Consider the following 17,024-nt stretch of genomic DNA (forward strand, 5'->3'; position numbering starts at 1 on the left):
TCCCTCCCATGACCTCCTCGCACGGCCGGGGCCTGCATCTGGCCGCCGCCGTCGACCAGCGGTCGGCTTATGACGCCGGCTCCTACGTCGAGTTGGCGCGGCTCGCCGAGAGCGGCGGACTCGACTTCGTGACGCTCGACGACACCTTCGCGCGCCCCGGCCCCGACGCCCTCGCCGTGCTGTCCCGGGTCGCCCCGGCGACCGGCCGGATCGGCCTGGTGCCCACCGTGACGGTCACCCACACCGAGCCCTTCCACGTCCAGGCGGCGGTCGCGACCCTCGACTGGGTCAGCCGGGGCCGGGCCGGCTGGCGGATCGACGTGTCGACCACCGAGGGCGAGGCCCGGCTCTTCGGCCGCCGCCATGCCGCGCCCGCCGACGCGCTGTGGCAGGAGGCGGGCGAAGTCGCCGAGGTGGCCGCCGAGTTGTGGGACAGCTGGGAGGACGACGCCGAGATCCGGGACACCGCGACCGGCCGCTTCGTCGACCGCGACAAGCTGCACTACGTCGACTTCCAGGGCTCGGAGTTCTCCGTCAAGGGCCCCTCGATCGTGCCCAGACCCCCGCAGGGCCACCCCGTCCGCGTGGTCGACGCCACCGAGGGCCAGGCCCGCCGGACGGCCGCCCGGTACGCCGACGTGGCCCTCGTCCGCGCGGCGAGTTCCGCGCAGGCCGGCGCCGTACGGGCCGAACTGCGCGCGTCCGCCGAGAAGTTCGGGCGTGATCCCGACACCCTGCGGGTGCTGGTGAGCCTGGTCGTCGACCTCGGCGACGGCGAGCACGCGGCCGAACCGGGACACGGCGGGGGCGGCCCCCGGCAGACCGCGCACGGCCCGCTGTACCGGGGCGGCCCGGTCGACCTCGCCGAACTGATCGCGGCCTGGCACGGCGACCGTACCGTCGACGGCTTCCACCTCACGCCCGTCGAACCCCGCCGCGACCTGGAACGGCTGGTCAACGGCACGGTCGCGCTGCTCCAACACCGGGGCCTGTTCCGCACGTTCTACCCGGGCAGCACACTCCGCGAGCACCTGGGCCTGGCCCGGCCCGCCAACCGGTACGCCGTGACCGGGGGAGCGGCGTCATGACCGTACAGCCCCGTAAACAGATCCATCTGGCGGCGCACTTCCCCGGCGTCAACAGCACCACGGTGTGGGCCGATCCGCGGTCGAAGTCGCAGATCGCCTTCTCTTCCTTCGAGCATCTCGCGCGCACCGCCGAGCGTGGACTCTTCGACTTCTTCTTCCTCGCCGAGGGGCTGCGGCTGCGCGAACACAAGGGCCGTATCCACGACTTGGACGTGGTGGGACGGCCGGAGTCCCTCACCGTCCTGAACGCGCTGGCCGCCGTCACCGAGCGGATCGGTCTTGCCGCCACGGTCAACGCGACCTTCAACGAACCGTACGAACTCGCCCGCAGACTCGCCACGTTGGACCATCTCAGCGGCGGCCGGGCGGCCTGGAACGTGGTGACCTCCTCGGATGCCTTCACCGGCGAGAACTTCCGGCGCGGGGGATATCTGGACCGCGCGGACCGGTACACACGTGCGGCCGAATTCGTGGACGTGGCAAGGGAGTTGTGGGACTCCTGGACCGGGGACGGACTGTCCCACCTCTTCGCCCACAAAGGTCAACACTTCGACATCGCGGGCGAGTTCACCGTGCCGCGCTCACCGCAGGGGCACCCGGTCGTCATCCAGGCCGGGGACTCGGGGGAGGGACGGGAGTTCGCGGCCCGATCGGCCGACGTGATCTTCACCAGGCACGGCACGCTGGAGGACGGCCGCGCCTTCTACGCCGACGTGAAGGCGCGCCTCGCCAAGTACGGCCGTAGCGCGGACGATCTCAAGATCATGCCCGGGGTCACCGTCGTCCTCGGCGACACGGCGGCCGAGGCGCAGGAGCGGGCCGCCGAGATCCGGCGGCAGCAGGTCTCCCCGCAGAACGCGATCCTCGCCGTGGAACAGATCTGGGGCACGGACCTCTCCTCCTACGACCCCGACGGCCCGTTCCCCGACTTCGACCCGGTGCCGGACCCATCGCTCACCCAGGGGCGGACCCGGCGGGGCGACAGCGTCGCGACGGCCGAGAAGTGGCGGGCGCTGTCCCGGCAGAAGGGCCTGTCCATCCGGCAGACCGTGATCGAGACGAGCGGCCGGCAGTCCTTCATCGGCACCCCGGAGGCGGTCGCCGCCGAACTGGAGACATTCGTACGGCAGGACGCCGCCGACGGCTTCATCCTGGTACCGCATCTCACGCCGGGCGGGCTCGACGAGTTCGTGGACCGGGTGGTACCGCTGCTCCAGGAACGCGGTGCGTTCCGCACGGAATACCGGGGCGCCACCCTGCGCTCACACCTCGGGCTCGCCGAGCCGGGAGGGAAGGGTTGATCAGGATGCCTTCGGACGCGGTGGTCGAGTGGAAGCAGTGGCACGAGCACCGCGTGGAGTCGGTGTCCGCGCCCCACGGCCCGCTCGCCCTGACCGGTACGCACTGGCTGGAGGACCATCCGGACGGGCACCTTCCGGGCATCCCCGGGGTGTGGCTCCTCGATGGTGACGCGGTCGTCCTCACCGCTCCGGAGGACGGGCGGACCGGACTGACCCTCGACGGGGAACCCTTCACCGGGTCGGTCCGTCTCGGCGCCGACACCGGCCCGGCGGGCGCGGCCCGGGTCGGCCTCGGCGGGCGCCGGCTGGTCGTCCTGGTCCGCGAGGGCAACTGGGGGGTGCGCGACTACGACCCCGACTCGGCTGCCCGGCGCGCGTTCCGGGGTATCGAGGCGACACCCTACGATCCGCGCTTCTCGGTGCCGGGGCGCTTCACGCCGTACGACAGCTGGCGCGTCGTGCGCGTCGACGCGGCGGACGGTGTCCGGCGCGGGCTCGGGCTCGCGGGTGAACTCGCCTTCCGGCTCGACGGGTTGGACGTGACGCTCCAGGTCGCGGTGCAGGACGACGGCAGGTTGTGGGCGGTGTTCGCCGACTCCACGAGCGGGCACAGCAGTTACCGGTTCCGGTTCCTGTACCCGGACGCGCCCGATGCGGAGGGGCGCACGACGGTCGACCTCAACCGGGCGGTGCTCCCGCCGTGCGCGTTCGCCGACCATTTCATCTGCCCTTTCCCGCCGCCGGGGAATACGCTGGGCGTCGCGATCGAGGCGGGGGAGCGCACCCTTCGGTAGACGGGGCATCGGCCCTGGTGGGCGGGGATGTGGCTGTCGGCGGCGGGGTGATCAACTCGCGTAGACCGTGGGCCGGTTGAAGGCTGCACGGCCGAAAGGCGCCCTTGCGCCCGTCGGCCACGCAGCCGAATACTCCCCCACAGCGCTTGTCAGGGACACGGCTTGTTCGAAAACCGGACGCCCGCCCCCGACTGCGCCTCACGGGCCCCGACCCCACGCGGGCCCCCGAATTCCCCTAGGAGGGAACGAAACGTGAGGATCAAGCGCACCACCCCCCGCAGCGGAATCGCGAGACGGGCCGGGCTGATCGCCGTGGCCACCGGATTCGTCGCCGCTGCAGCGTTCGCCGTCCCCACCGCGAACGCGAGCGAAGCCCAGACGTTCAGCGCGACCCAGCTCTCCGCGGCCAACTCGTCCGTGCTCAAGGCCGATGTCCCGGGCACCGCCTGGGCGGTCGACGCCAAGACCAACCGTGTCGTCGTCACCGTCGACAGCACGGTCTCCCAGGCCGAGATCGCGAAGATCAAGTCGCAGGCGGGCAGCACCGCCGGCGCGCTCACCATCAAGCACACGGCCGGCCAGTTCAAGAGGCTGATCACCGGTGGTGACGCCATCTACGGCGGCGCCTACCGCTGCTCGCTCGGCTTCAACGTGCACAGCGGGAGCACGTACTACTTCCTGACCGCCGGGCACTGCGGTGAGGTCGCCTCCACCTGGTACTCCAACTCCGGACACACCACGGTGCTGGGCACGAACGTCGGTTACAGCTTCCCGACCAACGACTTCGCGTTGGTCAAGTACACCAACACGTCGATCGCCCACCCGAGCGCGGTCGGCAGCCAGACCATCTCCAGCGCGGCCACCCCGGCCGTGGGCACGACCGTCTACCGGCGTGGCTCCACCACCGGCACGCACAGCGGCCGGGTCACCGCCCTGAACGCCACCGTCAACTACGGCAGCGGCGACATCGTGTACCAGATGATCCAGACCACCGTCTGCGCCGAGGGCGGCGACAGCGGCGGTCCGCTGTACGCCGGCACCGTGGCCTACGGTCTGACCTCGGGCGGCAGCGGCGACTGCACCTCCGGCGGCACGACCTTCTTCCAGCCGGTCACCGAGGCGCTGAGCTACTACGGCGTGAGCGTCGGCTGACGTCCGCCTGAACGTCCTCCGCTCCGGACTGCAGCCGGCAGCGGGTGAGCCCCCGCACGCAACTGGCGTGCGGGGGCTCGCTCTTGTGCGGAGCGCGGAGTTACCTTCGTGGTATCGGAGCAAGCACCTGATGCGCCACGTCGGACCCTGGGGGCCGTGATGGTCGAGGAGCTGGTGACGGCGGGAGTGACGCTCGCGTCCGTCGGAGCGGTGTACGCGATGGCGGCGGCGCGGGTCGTCAAACAGTACGAGCGGGGCGTGGTGTTCCGGCTCGGCAGGCTCAGGCCGGACGTGCGCGGACCCGGGTTCACCATGGTCGTCCCGTTCGTGGACAAGCTCCGCAAGGTCAACATGCAGATCGTCACGATGCCGGTGCCCGCGCAGGAGGGCATCACCCGCGACAACGTCACCGTGCGCGTGGACGCGGTCGTCTACTTCAAGGTCGTAGACGCGGCGGACGCGTTGGTGCAGGTCGAGGACTACCGCTTCGCCGTCTCGCAGATGGCGCAGACGTCCCTGCGCTCGATCATCGGCAAGAGCGACCTCGACGACCTCCTCTCCAACCGCGAAAAACTCAACCAGGGCCTGGAGTTGATGATCGACAGCCCCTCCATCGGCTGGGGTGTGCAGATCGACCGGGTCGAGATCAAGGACGTGTCCCTGCCCGAGACGATGAAGCGCTCGATGGCCCGCCAGGCCGAGGCCGACCGTGAGCGCCGGGCCCGGATCATCAACGCGGACGCCGAGTTGCAGGCCTCGAAGAAACTCGCCGAGGCCGCCGAGCAGATGTCCGAGCAGCCCGCGGCACTGCAACTCCGGCTGCTGCAAACGGTGGTGGCGGTAGCGGCCGAGAAGAACTCCACGCTCGTCCTCCCGTTCCCGGTGGAGCTGCTGCGCTTCCTGGAGCGAGCCGCCCCGGCCGCGCCCGCGGCGCCCGTTGCACCGGTGGCGCCGGTGGCCGCTGTGGCGTCGCAACCGGTGCAGGAGCAACTCCCGCCCGCAGAGCCCCACTCGGATCCGGAGCCCGAGGGGTCGATTTCCGGACAGGACTAGTCCTCACCGGTTGCTGGCCGTTGCTCGCATGCGGTGTTTGCAGTGCGAACGGCCTGGCATGACCGTGGACATTCAAAGCGGGGGGCGTGCGGCCCAGTCACCCGCACGACCTGAAGTCGACCTTGTGCGCTCCCTGTGCGATTCGGAAGAGTAGGCGCTCGTCAGCCTACCTTTCGGCCTGTCGGGCGCTCATGGCCCGCCGGGCCGACCCCCCACAGGAGGACACGAGTTGAAGCACCGACGCATATCCGGGCGACGGGCGGTCGTCGCGGGCGCGGGCACAGCCGCGCTGGTCGTCGCGGGAGTCACCTTGCAGAGTGCGAACGCCAGCGAGACAACGCAGCCGGCCGCACTCCGCACCCTCTCGGTCCCGTCGGCCGGAAAGCTCGCCTCGGCGCTCGGCAAGGACCTCGGCACCGACGCGGCCGGCACGTTCTACGACGCGAAGACCAAGAGCCTCGTGGTCAACGTGCTCGACCGGGCCGCCGCCGACACCGTCGAGGCGGCCGGCGCCAGGGCGAGAATCGTCGAGCACTCCCTCGCCGAACTGACGAGTGCCCGTACGACCTTGAAGCAGGACGCCACCATCCCCGGCACCTCATGGGCGACCGACCCCACCACCAACAAGGTCGTCGTCACCGCCGACCGCACGGTCTCCGGCGCCGAGTGGGCCAAGCTCACCAAGGTCGTCGACGGACTCGGCACCAAGGCCGAACTCCAGCGCACCAAGGGGGAGTTCCAACCCTTCATCGCGGGCGGGGACGCCATCTCCGGCTCGGGCGGCCGCTGTTCGCTGGGCTTCAACGTGGTCAAGGGCGGCGCGCCCTACTTCATCACCGCCGGGCACTGCACCGAGGCCATCTCCACCTGGTCCGACTCCAGCGGCAACGAGATCGGCACGAACGAGCAGTCCAGCTTCCCGGACAACGACTTCGGCCTGGTCAAGTACACCTCTGACGTCGCCCACCCGAGCGCGGTCGACCTCTACAACGGCTCCTCGCAGCCCATCACCCACGCCGCCGACGCCACCGTCGGCGAGAAGGTGACCCGCAGCGGCTCGACGACCCAGGTGCACACCGGCACGGTCACCGGCCTGGACGCCACCGTGAACTACGGCAACGGCGACATCGTCAACGGCCTCATCCGGACCGACGTCTGCGCCGAGCCCGGCGACAGCGGCGGCTCCCTCTTCGACGGCGACGCGGCGATCGGCCTCACCTCGGGCGGCAGCGGCGACTGCACCTCGGGCGGCGAGACCTTCTTCCAGCCGGTCACCGAGGCACTGTCGACGTTCGGGGCGCAGATCGGCTGACCTGTCGTAGGACGCCGTTCGCACGACGTCGTGAAGTCCCGCCCGCGCGCGAGGGGGCGGGACTTCACCACGTCAACAGGCCTGCGGCGAAGGGTGGTTACGGGCCGGCCGACCCCGGCCGGTCCAGGAGGTCCTCGTGCTTCCGCCGCAGCGTCGCCGCCAGCAGGGTGATCACGATCCCGGCGAACGCCCAGGCGGACAGCACCAGCAGCGGCCCGGTCACGGCGTTGCCCTTGAAGTAGGCGATCGAGCGCGCCACCCAGGTCCCGGCGCCCGGCGGCAGTGAGGGCCCGATCGCGTTCCAGAACGGCGGCAGCAGCGGCAGCGGAAAGGCACCGCCCGCGCTCGGGTTGCCCGCGATCACCACCAGCAGGATCGCCAGCCCGATGCCCACGACCCCGAAGACCCCCTGGAGGGCGAGGGTCGCGGCCCCCACGGCGAAGGTGATCAGCGCGCCGAGCCCCCAGAACGCCGTCACGCTCCCCGGCAGCGCGCCCAGGACCGGCCCGACGATCACCGCGCCGCCGAGCCCGCCGACGATCGCGACCAGCGCCATCACGATCAGCCGGATCACCGCGCGGCGCGGGTTGGCGGGCCGGGCGCCAGTGCTGATCGCCAGGATCGAGGCGCAGAGATAGCCGCCGACGCACCAGCCGACGACCAGGTAGAAGGACGACAGCCCGTCGAAGTCCTGGGACGAGGCCGGAGCCACGTCCACCACCCTCACCGTGCGCTGCTCGGCCCTCTCCAGGGTGGCGGTGATCGTCTCCAGGGTGGTGGCGAGGACCGTGCCGCCGCCGGTCGCGACCAGGAGCGTGTCCTTGATGCCGCGCGAGTCGATGACGAGAGCGCCGTCGATGTCCCGGTTCAGGATCTGCCTCCGCGCGGTCGCCGCGTCGGACACCACGCGCGGGTCCAGCGGCGAGCCGGGCAGCTGCTCCAGCCGGGCCACCGTCTGCTCGGCCGTGACCCCGGGCGCGACAACCCCGAAAGCCACGTCCCTGGGCTTCGGGTTGTGGAGCGCGCCCACATAGGAGGCGATGAAGAGCAGCTGAAGGGCGACCACACCGATGACGAGCAGGGCCGCCCGCAGGCTGACCGCGTCCTTCACCTCGCTGAGAAAGGACGTACGGGACGTACCGGCACCGGGAGGCTCTGTCATGTCCCCACGGTCGCGGTGGCCGGGTGTTCACGCAGGCGGGAAGGGTCCGAACGGATGTCGTGCATGTGTTCGGAAAAGTTTTCCTCCCAACTGCTCGGCCCGGGTGGGGAGCTGACGGGGTGGCGTCTGTTTCGGACACCGGGCACCTCCCCAAGGAATCGCTGATGTGTTCGAATGTGGGTCGCCGGCCGGGGTTGACGTGGGTCGCTGACCGGGGCTGATGAGGTTAGGGTAATCGAACGGGCGTACGATGAACATATCGGGCGAATGGTCGAAAAGGGGTGGAGTGATGGAGGTGCGGCATGGCGGGCTTCGCCCATCTGCACGTCGCGTCCGGTTACTCCGCCCGCTACGGCGCCTCCCATCCCGAGCAGCTCGCCGACCGGGCGGCCGAGCGCGGGATCGCGGCCCTCGCGCTCACCGACCGGGACACGGTCACCGGTGCCGTCCGCTTCGCGCAGGCGTGCGCGAAGGAGAGGGTCCGGCCGGTCTTCGGCATCGACCTGGCGGTGGAGGCGCTGGCACCCCCGCCGCCCGCACAGCGCCCGCGCACCCCCGCACGTGGCGGCGCGCATGTGGTCGAGCCGCCGCTGCGGTTCGTGCTGCTCGCCCAGGACCGGGAGGGATGGGCCCGGCTCTGCCGCATCACCTCGGCCGCCCACGCCGGCACCGCGTCCGGCGCGGCACCGGTGGTGGTGCCGTGGGAGGCGCTGCGCGAGTACGGCGGCCCCGGCCTGACCGTGCTGCTCGGCCCGCTCTCGGAGCCGGTGCGGGCGCTGTCGGTGGGCCGGAAGGACGTCGCGATGAAGTTGCTGGCGCCCTGGCGGGAGATCTTCGGGCGGGAGGTCCGGCTGGAGGCCGTAGCGCAGAAACGTTTCGGCACAGGTCCGGGCTCCCTCCGCCTGGCCGCCCGCACCCTGGCGCTCGCCGACCGCACCCGCACCACCGCCGTGCTCTCCAACGCCGTCCGCTACGCCGACCCCGACCAGCACCGCCTCGCCGACGTCCTCGACGCGGCCCGGCTGCTGCGCCCGATCGACCGGCGCCGACTGGACAGCGGACAGCGCTGGCTCAAGAACGAGAAGGAGATGACGGTCGTGGCGCGGATGATCGCCGAGTGTGCCGGGGCGGACGCCCGCCGGGCGCGCCGGCTGATGGCGGACACCGTGGCCACGGCGGACGGGTGCGCCGTCGACCCGGCCGTCGACCTCGGCCTCGGCACCCCGCACTTCCCGGAACCGTCGCTCTTCGGCGCCGGACCGGAGCCGGGCGGTGCGGCCCGGCTGCTGCGCCTGAGATCCGAGGAGGGCCTGGCCCGACGCGGCCTCGACCGCGACCGGGCGGCACTCGACCGGCTGGAGGAGGAACTCGCCGTCATCTCCCACTGGAACTACGACGCGTACTTCCTCGCCGTCGGACAGGTCGTCGCCGACATCCGGGCCAAGGGCATCCGGGTCGCCGCCCGAGGCTCCGGCGCCGGCTCGCTGGTCTGCCACACCCTGGACATCGCCACCGCCAACCCGCTCGACCACAGCCTGCTGTTCGAACGCTTCCTGAGCAGACGCCGCGAATCGCTGCCCGACATCGACATCGACGTGGAGTCCGCCCGCCGCCTGGAGTGCTACGACACGATCTTCGAACGCTTCGGGAAGGAACGGGTGGCGGTCACCGCGATGCCCGAGACCTACCGGGCACGCAGGGCGCTGCGCGACACCGGCCTCGCTCTCGGGATCGCCCCGGCCGACGTCGACCGCATCGCCAAGAGCTTCCCGCACCTGCGCGCCTCCGACATCACGAGCGCCCTCGCCGAACTGCCCGAACTACGCCAACTGGCGGGAGAGGTGGGCCGGTTCGGCCCCCTGTGGGAACTGGCCGAGGGCCTCGACTCCCTGGTCCACGGCATGGCCATGCACCCCTGCGGTGTGGTCATCAGCGACGCGACCCTCCTGGACCGGCTGCCGGTGCAGCCCACCCCGCAGGGCGACTACCCCATGGCCATGGCCGCGAAGGAGGAGATCGAGGCGCTCGGCAACATCAAACTCGACGTCCTGGGCGTCCGTATGCAGTCCGCGATGGCCCACGCCGTCACCGAGATCGAACGCACCACCGGCAACCGCGTCGACCTCGACGACCCCGGGCAGGTGCCGCTCGACGACGTCTTCGCCTTCAAGCTCATCCAGGAGAGCCAGACGCTGGGCCTGTTCCAGCTGGAGTCGCCGGGTCAGCAGGATCTGCTGTCCCGACTGCAACCCCGTGACGTGCAGGACGTCATCGCCGACATCAGCCTCTTCCGCCCGGGCCCGGTCGCCGGCGGTATGCCCGAGCGGTACATCGCCGCCAGACACGGAGGCACACCGGAGTACGCCCACCGGGACCTAGAGCCGGTGCTGGCCGACACTTACGGCGTGACCATCTGGCACGAGCAGATCATCGAGACCCTCCGGGTACTGACCGGCTGCGACCGGGCCTTCGCGGAGATCACCCGGCGGGCCCTCGGCGACAAGGACCAATTGCCCAGGATCAAGGACTGGTTCCACCAGAAGGCACGCGCGCGTGGCTACAGCGCGGCCGTCCGGGACGAGGTCTGGGAGACCGTCGAGGCCTTCGGTGCCTACGGCTTCTGCCGTGCCCACGCGGTCGCGTTCGCCGTACCGGCCCTGCAGAGCGCCTGGCTCAAGGCGCACTATCCGGCGTTCCTGCTGGCCGGGTTGCTCGAACACGACCCCGGGATGTGGCCCAAGCGTGTGCTGGTCTCCGACGCGCGGCGGCGCGGGGTGCAGGTCCTGCCCGTCGACATCAACCGTTCGAAGGTGAAGCACGTCGTGGAGATGACCGAGCAGGAGGAGTGGGGCGTGCGGCTCGCGCTGTCCGGGGTGCGCGGTATCGGCGAGGAGGAGTGCGCGCGGATCGAGGAGGGTCAGCCGTACGGGTCGTTGTCGGACTTCTGGCAGCGGGGCCGGCCCAGCAGACCGGTCGCCGAACGGCTCGCCGAGATCGGCGCGTTGAACTGCCTCCATGACGGCCGGCTCACCCGGCGTGATCTCCTGCTCCAGATCACCGAGTTGCACCGGCAGTCCCGCAACCGGACCGCAGGGGCAGGTCAACTGCCCATGGACACAGGGGCTGTTGGGGGAGCGGAGCCGAGCGGGCTGCCGGAGCTGACCGGACGCGAGGCGCTGAGCGCCGAGTTGGAGACTCTCGGCATCGATGTCTCCCGGCATCTGATGGAGCATCACCACCGGCTGCTGCGCGAGATCGGCGCGACGGACGCGGCCCACCTGGCCGAACTGCGCGCCGGACAGCAGGTGTTGGTCGCGGGTGTCCGTGCTTCCACCCAGACCCCGCCGATCGCGAGCGGCAAGCGGATCATCTTCGTCACCCTGGAGGACGGCTCGGGGCTGGTCGACCTCGCCTTCTTCGAGGACTCCCACCCGGCCTGCGCGTACACCGTCTTCCACAGCGGGCTGCTGCTGGTGCGCGGCACGGTCCAGGTGCGCGGTACCCGTCGTACCGTCGTCGGTTCCATGGCCTGGGACCTGGACGAGATCGCGGGCGCCCGCCGGGACAACGGCCCCGAGGCGGCGCTCGCCCTCCTGGGCGCCGACCGCCCGCACCCGACCCCCGCCCAGCCGGCTCCGGGACAGTCGCAACCCGCCCCCGCCCAGCCGCAGCGCACTCTCGCCAACGGCACCACCGGCGCCCGCCTCCATCCCTACGCCGACCTCCAGCCCGCCGGCACCCGCTCCGCCGACCTCAAGAAGTTCGGCCACCGCAGTCCGGGGAGCGCGGGATGAGCACACGTCAGCGGCACATCGCCCACTTCCATCTGCATGCCGCGCTGAGCGGGGCCCAGTACGACGACGTAATCGAACTGGTGTCTGGAATCACGCCCCATGTCCAGGCGATCCCGCCCAACGCCCTTCAGGTGGACCTGACTTCGGCGCTCCGGTACTTCGACCTGTCTCCCTACGACGCGGTCCAGACGGTGAAGATGAGACTGAAGGCCCTCTACGACATCGACAGCAGCGCCGGCCTCGCGGGCAACCGCATGCTGGCGGCGATGGCGGCCGACGCGTCCGCCCCGGGGGACACCACCTGGGTGCCCACCGGGCAGGCGGCCGACTGGCTGCACCCCCGGCCGGTCACCGCGCTGCCCGGGATCGGCCGCGCCACTGCGGACACGCTGCACCGGTACGGCCTGCACACCATCGGCCAGCTCACCGACCTGCCTCCGGCGACCCTGCAACGGCTCCTCGGGGCGGGCCAGGCACGGCTGTTGACCGAGCGCGCCCGCGGCCACGACCCCCGCCCGGTCGTCCCCACGGAACCGGCGGCGCAACTGGTCGCCGACCTGGTCCTGAGCCGGGACTGTCTGGACCCGGCCCAACACCACCGGGCCGTCCTGGGACTTGCCGACCGGATCGGCCAATGCCTGCGCAGGGAAAGGCAGTTCGCGAGCCGCCTCACCCTCACGGTCCGCTACGCCGACCGCACCTCCACCACCCGCACCCGCACAATGCCGGAACCCACCGACCACTCACCCGCTCTCGCGGCCACCGCCCTGGGCCTGTTGACCTCCCTGGGACTGCAACGCGCCCGCGTCCGCGCCTTCGTGCTGCGCGCCGACGACCTGCGTCCGGCCGGCAGCGCCTACCGCCAGCTCTCCATGGACCCCGCCGACGCCCGCGCCCGCGCGGTCGAAGCCGCCGCCGACCGGGCCCGCCGACGCTTCGGACCGGGGGTCGTACGTCCGGCCGCTCTGGCCGACTGAGAACCGCCCCTGCGTTCAGGGGTGTTGGCGGCGGTCGTTGTTCCGCACCCGCCAGGCCCGCACCAGCAGGAAGAGCCCGATCAGCGCGACCGCCACGCCCAGCAGCGCGTACTGGCCGTGGCCGGACATGGCCGAGCCGCTCATCGCGCCGGTGCCCTGCGCGATCCAGACCGCGCCGAGCGCGACGAGGACGATCCCGCCGATACCACGGACCAACATGGTCACTCCATTCCTCGCACCGGCACCCGCCCGCGCTCGGCCCCCAGCTTCGCCCTGTTGGACGCGGCCGGGGCGGTCGAAAACCTTACGGAACGAGAACGTCGTACCGACCGGGGCCGTCCCGAGAGCGGCGAACCGAACGCTCCGGCCGTCCATATGTGACCGAACTCCCTTTGCGCACAGCTCAGTTTGCCCACGGCGGGACGATGCGTGAGCCGTCGGCCAGCTCCGCCTCCAGCCCGATGGACGTGGTGACCCAGGTGATCACGGCGCGGTCGGTCGGGTTCTCGGCGCCGAAGGTCGCGCCGGGGTTGATGATCAGCGTGTCGCCCGCGCCGACCCGGTCGGTGCGGCCGTCGAGCGTGACGATCAGCTCGCCTTCGAGGATGTGCAGGATCTCCTCGCGGCTGACGGTGTGCAGGGGCGCCTTGGTGCCGGCCGGGATCTCGCCGCGCCAGGCGCACAACTCCTTGCTGCCGGTGTCGGGACGGGCGTACGAGACGAAGCGGGCGCCGTGGATCTCGTGGGTGACGGCTTCGGTCGAGCGGATGACGGGCATGCGTGGGCCTCTCCCAAGATGGTCAAGCTGCTTGACTATGTGCTCTATGGTCAAGCTGCTTGACCGGTTCGTCAAGGGTGTTTCAATGCCCCCGTGCAGAACTCCGAGGCCATCGCCCTGTCCGCCGCCGTGCTCGCCGTCGCCGGTGAGCTCACTCAGCGCATCAATGAGGGCGTCGTCGCCCGCGGCTTCGAGGGGGTGCGGCCCGCGCACGGGTTCGCCTTCGTCCGTCTCGCCCCGGACGGTGCGACGGTCACCGATCTCGCCGCCCACCTCGGAGTGACCAAGCAGGCCGCCAGTCAGCTCGTCGAAGAGCTGGTGCGCAAGGGGTATGTCGAGCGGCGCCCGCATCCCGTCGACGCGCGCGCCCGGCTGATCGTGCTCACCGAGCTGGGCTGGGCCTGCACGCGTGCGGCGGAGGAGGCCGCCGCCGACGCCGTGCGGCCGTGGGTCGAACTGCTGGGGGAGGGTGAAGTGCGCGTGTTGTGTGACCGTTTGCTGCGTATTGCGCCCTACGGTCCCATCAGGCCCACCTGGTGACTGGTTATCACTGGAAGTTTTTACTGACGCGTAACTTCACAGTTCACCTACTCGCTCGTAACTTGACGAGTGAACAGCATTCTTGTGATCCGGATCACAGGGCGTAAGGCCGTCGCAACTCCCTTGAGCCGCAAGGAGATCACACGATGCTGCCCTGGAAACGAGTGCTCAGACCCCTGACCGCGCTGCTCCTGACCGCCGCGGTCGCCGCTCTCCCCACCGCCGCCCACGCGTCGAGCGCCCCGAGCACCGGCTGGAACGACTACACGTGTAAGCCCTCCGTCGCCCACCCCGACCCGGTCGTCCTCGTACACGGAACGTTCGCCAACAGCACCGACAACTGGCTCGTTCTCGCGCCGTATCTGGAGGCCCGCGGCTACTGCGTCTTCTCCCTCGACTACGGCCAGCTTCCCGGCGTCCCCCTCATCTACGGCCTCGGCCCCATCGACAAGTCGGCAGAGCAACTCCAGGCCTACGTCGACAAGGTGCTCGCCGCGACCGGCGCGACCAAGGTCGACCTCGTCGGGCACTCGCAGGGCGGCCTGATGCCCCGCTACTACCTCAAGTTCCTCGGCGGAGCCGCCAAGGTGGACACCTTCGTCGGCATCGCGCCCGACAACCACGGCACCACCCTGGACGGCCTCACCGAACTCCTGCCGTACTTCCCCGGAGCCGAGGACGTGATCTCCTCGACCACCCCCGCCCTCGCCGACCAGATCGCCGGCTCGGCCTTCCTCGCCAAGCTGAACGCGGGCGGCGACACCGTCCCCGGCGTCCACTACACGGTCATCGCCACCCGGTACGACGAGGTCGTCACGCCGTACAAGAGCCAGTTCCTCAGCGGATCCGACGTGCACAACGTGCTGATCCAGAACCTGTGTTCAGTCGATCTCTCCGAGCACGCGCTGCTCGGGCTGTCGGACCGGATCGCCTTCCACGAGGTCGCCAACGCCCTCGATCCCGCGCACGCCACCACCACCAACTGCCTGTCGGCACTGAGCTGATGGCACCTCGCGGGGTCTGTCCGACCTGAGCCGCCGGACAGACCCCGCCCCCTGGACGGCCGTACTAACGGCCGTGCCGTCCACCGCCGTTGGTCGCCCGGCGGCGGACCGAGGCGAACAGGGCCGCGGCGCCGAGCGCCAGGGAGGCCGCGCCGCCGATGACGAGATACGGCGAGCTGTCGTTGCTGCCGGTCGCCGCGAGCTTCTGTGAACTGCCCGCGGGCTGGGGCGCGTTGACCTGTGTCGTGGCGGCGGCCGGCTCCGCCGAGGTGCTCGCGTCCGCGTCCCCGTGACCGTGGTGTTCTACGGTCGACTTGTCGGCCCCGGCCGCGATCTGCCCGTCGGAGGGGGCGGAGGCGGACGGCGCGGGAGTGGTCGGGGCGGCCGGGGCAGGCGTCGAACTGCTCGATGCCCCACCGCCGTTGGCGCCCGCACCGCTCCCGCCGAAGCTGACGTCCGAGCAGGAGTAGAACGCCTCCGGGCTGTCCGAGCGCTGCCAGATCGCGTACAGGAGCTGCCTGCCGGAGCGCTGGGGGAGGGTGCCGGAGAAGGTGTAGAAACCGCCCGAGGCGACCGGGTCGGTGGCCGTCGCGACCGGATGCTCCAGGTCCAGGTCGGCCCAGGCGAGCGGCCGCGAAGGGTCGTAGCCGGACTTGGTGAGGTACACCTTGAAGGTGCCCTTGTGCGGTGCCGTCACGCGGTACTTGAAGGTGTACGAGCCGCTGCTCACGCTGGTCGCCGGCCAGTCCGCGCGGGCCAGGTCGAGGCCCTTGAACTCGTCGTTGTTCGCGCTGCACAGCTTGCCGTCCGGGATCAGCGTCCGGTGCTGCCCGTCGGCGTCGCCGATGCGGATGCCGTTCCAGTCGTAGAGCGCCTGTGTGCCGCCTGCCGCGACCGCAGCCCTGCACGCGGCCGACTTCGGGTTCTCCGGGCCCTCCGCGTAGCACTGCGCGACCCGGCTGACCGGATCCCCCATCGAACCGTGGGCCGCCGCGGGAGCCGCGGCGAGCGCGGTAAGTACGAGGGGAGCCATGCCGAGGACGGCGGCAGCGGCGGCCTTGCGGCGTGCGAGCATGGCGGAACTCCAACTCCTCGGACGGTTCGCGGCGCGGGGGACGGATCCCGTGGGGTGATCAGAAGCTAGCCCCTGGAAACCGCGGAATCGCCTGCTGGAGACGGGGGAGGGAGATCCTTATGGTCGTGTTAAGGCAGGGCTAATCGAGGGCTCAGGGAGGGGTGGGTGTCGTGAGGGTGGAGAGGTGTCGCAGATGAGCAGACCGCAGTCCGAGTTCCATCGCCCCGAGGCACCCTGGCGGCGGCCGGCCGGGGCGGCCGCCGGAGTGTGGGAGCAGGAGCTGGCCGTGGATCCGGTCTCCGGGGACTCCACGGTGCTCCAGCGGTACGAGCCGGGGACCGACACCGGCGCCCAGGGTGCCGTCCGGCACGACTACTTCGAGGAGGTGTACATCCTCGAGGGCGACCTCACCGACCTGCGCCTCGGCGAGACCTTCACCGCGGGCATGTACGCGTACCGGCATCCGGACATGGAGCACGGGCCGTGGAGGAGCGCGGAGGGTGTGCGGATGCTTGTGATCAGTACGCACAGCGCCGGACCCCGCCCATGACCGACGGCGTTCGCGCGGCCGTCCCCGCCGATGTACCGGCCGTGCAGGCCGTGACCGACCTGGCGTACCACCACTACATCGCGCGCATCGGTGTGGTGCCGCAGCCCATGGAGGCGGACCACATGGCGAATGTGGCTGCCGGGCGGGTGTTCGTGACGGGGGACCCCGTGATCGGGCTCGTGGTGATCGAGGAGCGCGCCGATCACCTGTTCCTCGACAGCATCGCCGTCCACCCCGACGCGCACGGCACAGGGGTGGGACGGCTGCTGTTGGAGTTCGTGGACGCACGCGCGCGTGCCCTGGGCCTGCCCGAGGTCAGGCTCTACACGAACGCGCTGATGTGGGAGAACCAGAAGATCTACCCGAAGTTCGGCTACGAGGTCGTCGAGCGGCGCACGGACGGGCCCTACGACCGCATCCACTACCGCAAGCCGCTGGACTGAC

The 17,024-nt window shown here is 70.9% G+C and carries 16 protein-coding genes; 12 read left to right on the top strand and 4 right to left on the bottom strand.

Features of this window, described 5'->3' with window-relative positions; translation table 11 throughout:
* Nucleotides 1–8 precede the first annotated feature (8 nt).
* The 6 genes from ACFXC1_RS23975 to ACFXC1_RS24000 all read left to right on the top strand — a co-directional run bounded on the left by ACFXC1_RS23975 (nt 9) and on the right by ACFXC1_RS24000 (nt 6,700).
* Nucleotides 9–1,088: an LLM class flavin-dependent oxidoreductase gene (locus ACFXC1_RS23975; RefSeq protein WP_381245641.1), complete on the top strand. Its 1,080-nt coding sequence runs from the start codon at nt 9–11 to the stop codon at nt 1,086–1,088.
* Nucleotides 1,085–2,389 (top strand): NtaA/DmoA family FMN-dependent monooxygenase, encoded by a 1,305-nt coding sequence (locus ACFXC1_RS23980; protein WP_381245643.1) that lies wholly within the window; start codon nt 1,085–1,087, stop codon nt 2,387–2,389. Before ACFXC1_RS23975 ends, ACFXC1_RS23980 begins: the two co-directional genes overlap by 4 nt.
* Before the next feature lie 5 nt (nt 2,390–2,394).
* Nucleotides 2,395–3,183, top strand: a complete 789-nt coding sequence (locus tag ACFXC1_RS23985) for a DUF1684 domain-containing protein (RefSeq protein ID WP_381245645.1) — start codon at nt 2,395–2,397, stop codon at nt 3,181–3,183.
* A gap of 252 nt (nt 3,184–3,435) precedes the next feature.
* Complete coding sequence (locus tag ACFXC1_RS23990) at nt 3,436–4,335, top strand: S1 family peptidase (protein ID WP_381245646.1); 900 nt, start codon at nt 3,436–3,438, stop codon at nt 4,333–4,335.
* A 159-nt stretch (nt 4,336–4,494) separates the two neighbouring features.
* The gene (locus ACFXC1_RS23995; protein ID WP_381246117.1) at nt 4,495–5,388 is read left to right on the top strand and encodes a slipin family protein; all 894 of its coding nucleotides are present in this window, start codon (nt 4,495–4,497) and stop codon (nt 5,386–5,388) included.
* Between the two features lie 229 nt (nt 5,389–5,617).
* Entirely contained in the window at nt 5,618–6,700 is a 1,083-nt protein-coding gene (locus ACFXC1_RS24000; protein ID WP_381245648.1) for a S1 family peptidase, read from the top strand.
* A 97-nt stretch (nt 6,701–6,797) separates the two neighbouring features.
* Here ACFXC1_RS24000 and ACFXC1_RS24005 read toward each other — a convergent pair whose 3' ends face one another.
* Nucleotides 6,798–7,862: a DUF3533 domain-containing protein gene (locus ACFXC1_RS24005; protein WP_381245650.1), complete on the bottom strand. Its 1,065-nt coding sequence runs from the start codon at nt 7,860–7,862 to the stop codon at nt 6,798–6,800.
* A 302-nt stretch (nt 7,863–8,164) separates the two neighbouring features.
* Between ACFXC1_RS24005 and ACFXC1_RS24010 the strand changes: the two genes are divergently transcribed.
* Entirely contained in the window at nt 8,165–11,656 is a 3,492-nt protein-coding gene (locus tag ACFXC1_RS24010) for a DNA polymerase III subunit alpha (RefSeq protein ID WP_381245652.1), read from the top strand.
* Nucleotides 11,653–12,633: a DNA polymerase Y family protein gene (locus ACFXC1_RS24015; protein ID WP_381245654.1), complete on the top strand. Its 981-nt coding sequence runs from the start codon at nt 11,653–11,655 to the stop codon at nt 12,631–12,633. The genes ACFXC1_RS24010 and ACFXC1_RS24015 overlap by 4 nt, the downstream gene beginning before the upstream one ends.
* A gap of 15 nt (nt 12,634–12,648) precedes the next feature.
* On the opposite strand, the gene ACFXC1_RS24020 is transcribed toward ACFXC1_RS24015, so the two are convergent.
* Both ACFXC1_RS24020 and ACFXC1_RS24025 read right to left on the bottom strand, forming a co-directional pair.
* Nucleotides 12,649–12,852, bottom strand: a complete 204-nt coding sequence (locus ACFXC1_RS24020; RefSeq protein WP_381245655.1) for a hypothetical protein — start codon at nt 12,850–12,852, stop codon at nt 12,649–12,651.
* Between the two features lie 184 nt (nt 12,853–13,036).
* Nucleotides 13,037–13,411: a cupin domain-containing protein gene (locus tag ACFXC1_RS24025; RefSeq protein ID WP_381245657.1), complete on the bottom strand. Its 375-nt coding sequence runs from the start codon at nt 13,409–13,411 to the stop codon at nt 13,037–13,039.
* A gap of 93 nt (nt 13,412–13,504) precedes the next feature.
* Between ACFXC1_RS24025 and ACFXC1_RS24030 the strand changes: the two genes are divergently transcribed.
* Together ACFXC1_RS24030 and ACFXC1_RS24035 are read left to right on the top strand one after the other, a co-directional pair.
* Complete coding sequence (locus ACFXC1_RS24030) at nt 13,505–13,951, top strand: MarR family winged helix-turn-helix transcriptional regulator (protein ID WP_381245659.1); 447 nt, start codon at nt 13,505–13,507, stop codon at nt 13,949–13,951.
* 146 nt (nt 13,952–14,097) lie between these two features.
* A complete protein-coding gene (locus ACFXC1_RS24035) occupies nt 14,098–14,955 on the top strand; it encodes an esterase/lipase family protein (RefSeq protein WP_381245661.1) in 858 nt (285 codons plus the stop codon).
* Nucleotides 14,956–15,019: 64 nt separating this feature from the next.
* Here the strand turns inward: ACFXC1_RS24035 and ACFXC1_RS24040 are convergent, their stop codons facing one another.
* A complete protein-coding gene (locus ACFXC1_RS24040; protein ID WP_381245663.1) occupies nt 15,020–16,030 on the bottom strand; it encodes a lytic polysaccharide monooxygenase auxiliary activity family 9 protein in 1,011 nt (336 codons plus the stop codon).
* 193 nt (nt 16,031–16,223) lie between these two features.
* Between ACFXC1_RS24040 and ACFXC1_RS24045 the strand changes: the two genes are divergently transcribed.
* Together ACFXC1_RS24045 and ACFXC1_RS24050 are read left to right on the top strand one after the other, a co-directional pair.
* Nucleotides 16,224–16,580: a cupin domain-containing protein gene (locus ACFXC1_RS24045; RefSeq protein WP_381245665.1), complete on the top strand. Its 357-nt coding sequence runs from the start codon at nt 16,224–16,226 to the stop codon at nt 16,578–16,580.
* Complete coding sequence (locus ACFXC1_RS24050; RefSeq protein WP_381245666.1) at nt 16,577–17,023, top strand: GNAT family N-acetyltransferase; 447 nt, start codon at nt 16,577–16,579, stop codon at nt 17,021–17,023. The genes ACFXC1_RS24045 and ACFXC1_RS24050 overlap by 4 nt, the downstream gene beginning before the upstream one ends.
* The last annotated feature ends 1 nt before the right edge of the window (nt 17,024 follow it).

The organism is Streptomyces hokutonensis, assembly GCF_042751305.1.
GTDB lineage: Bacteria > Actinomycetota > Actinomycetes > Streptomycetales > Streptomycetaceae > Streptomyces > Streptomyces hokutonensis_A.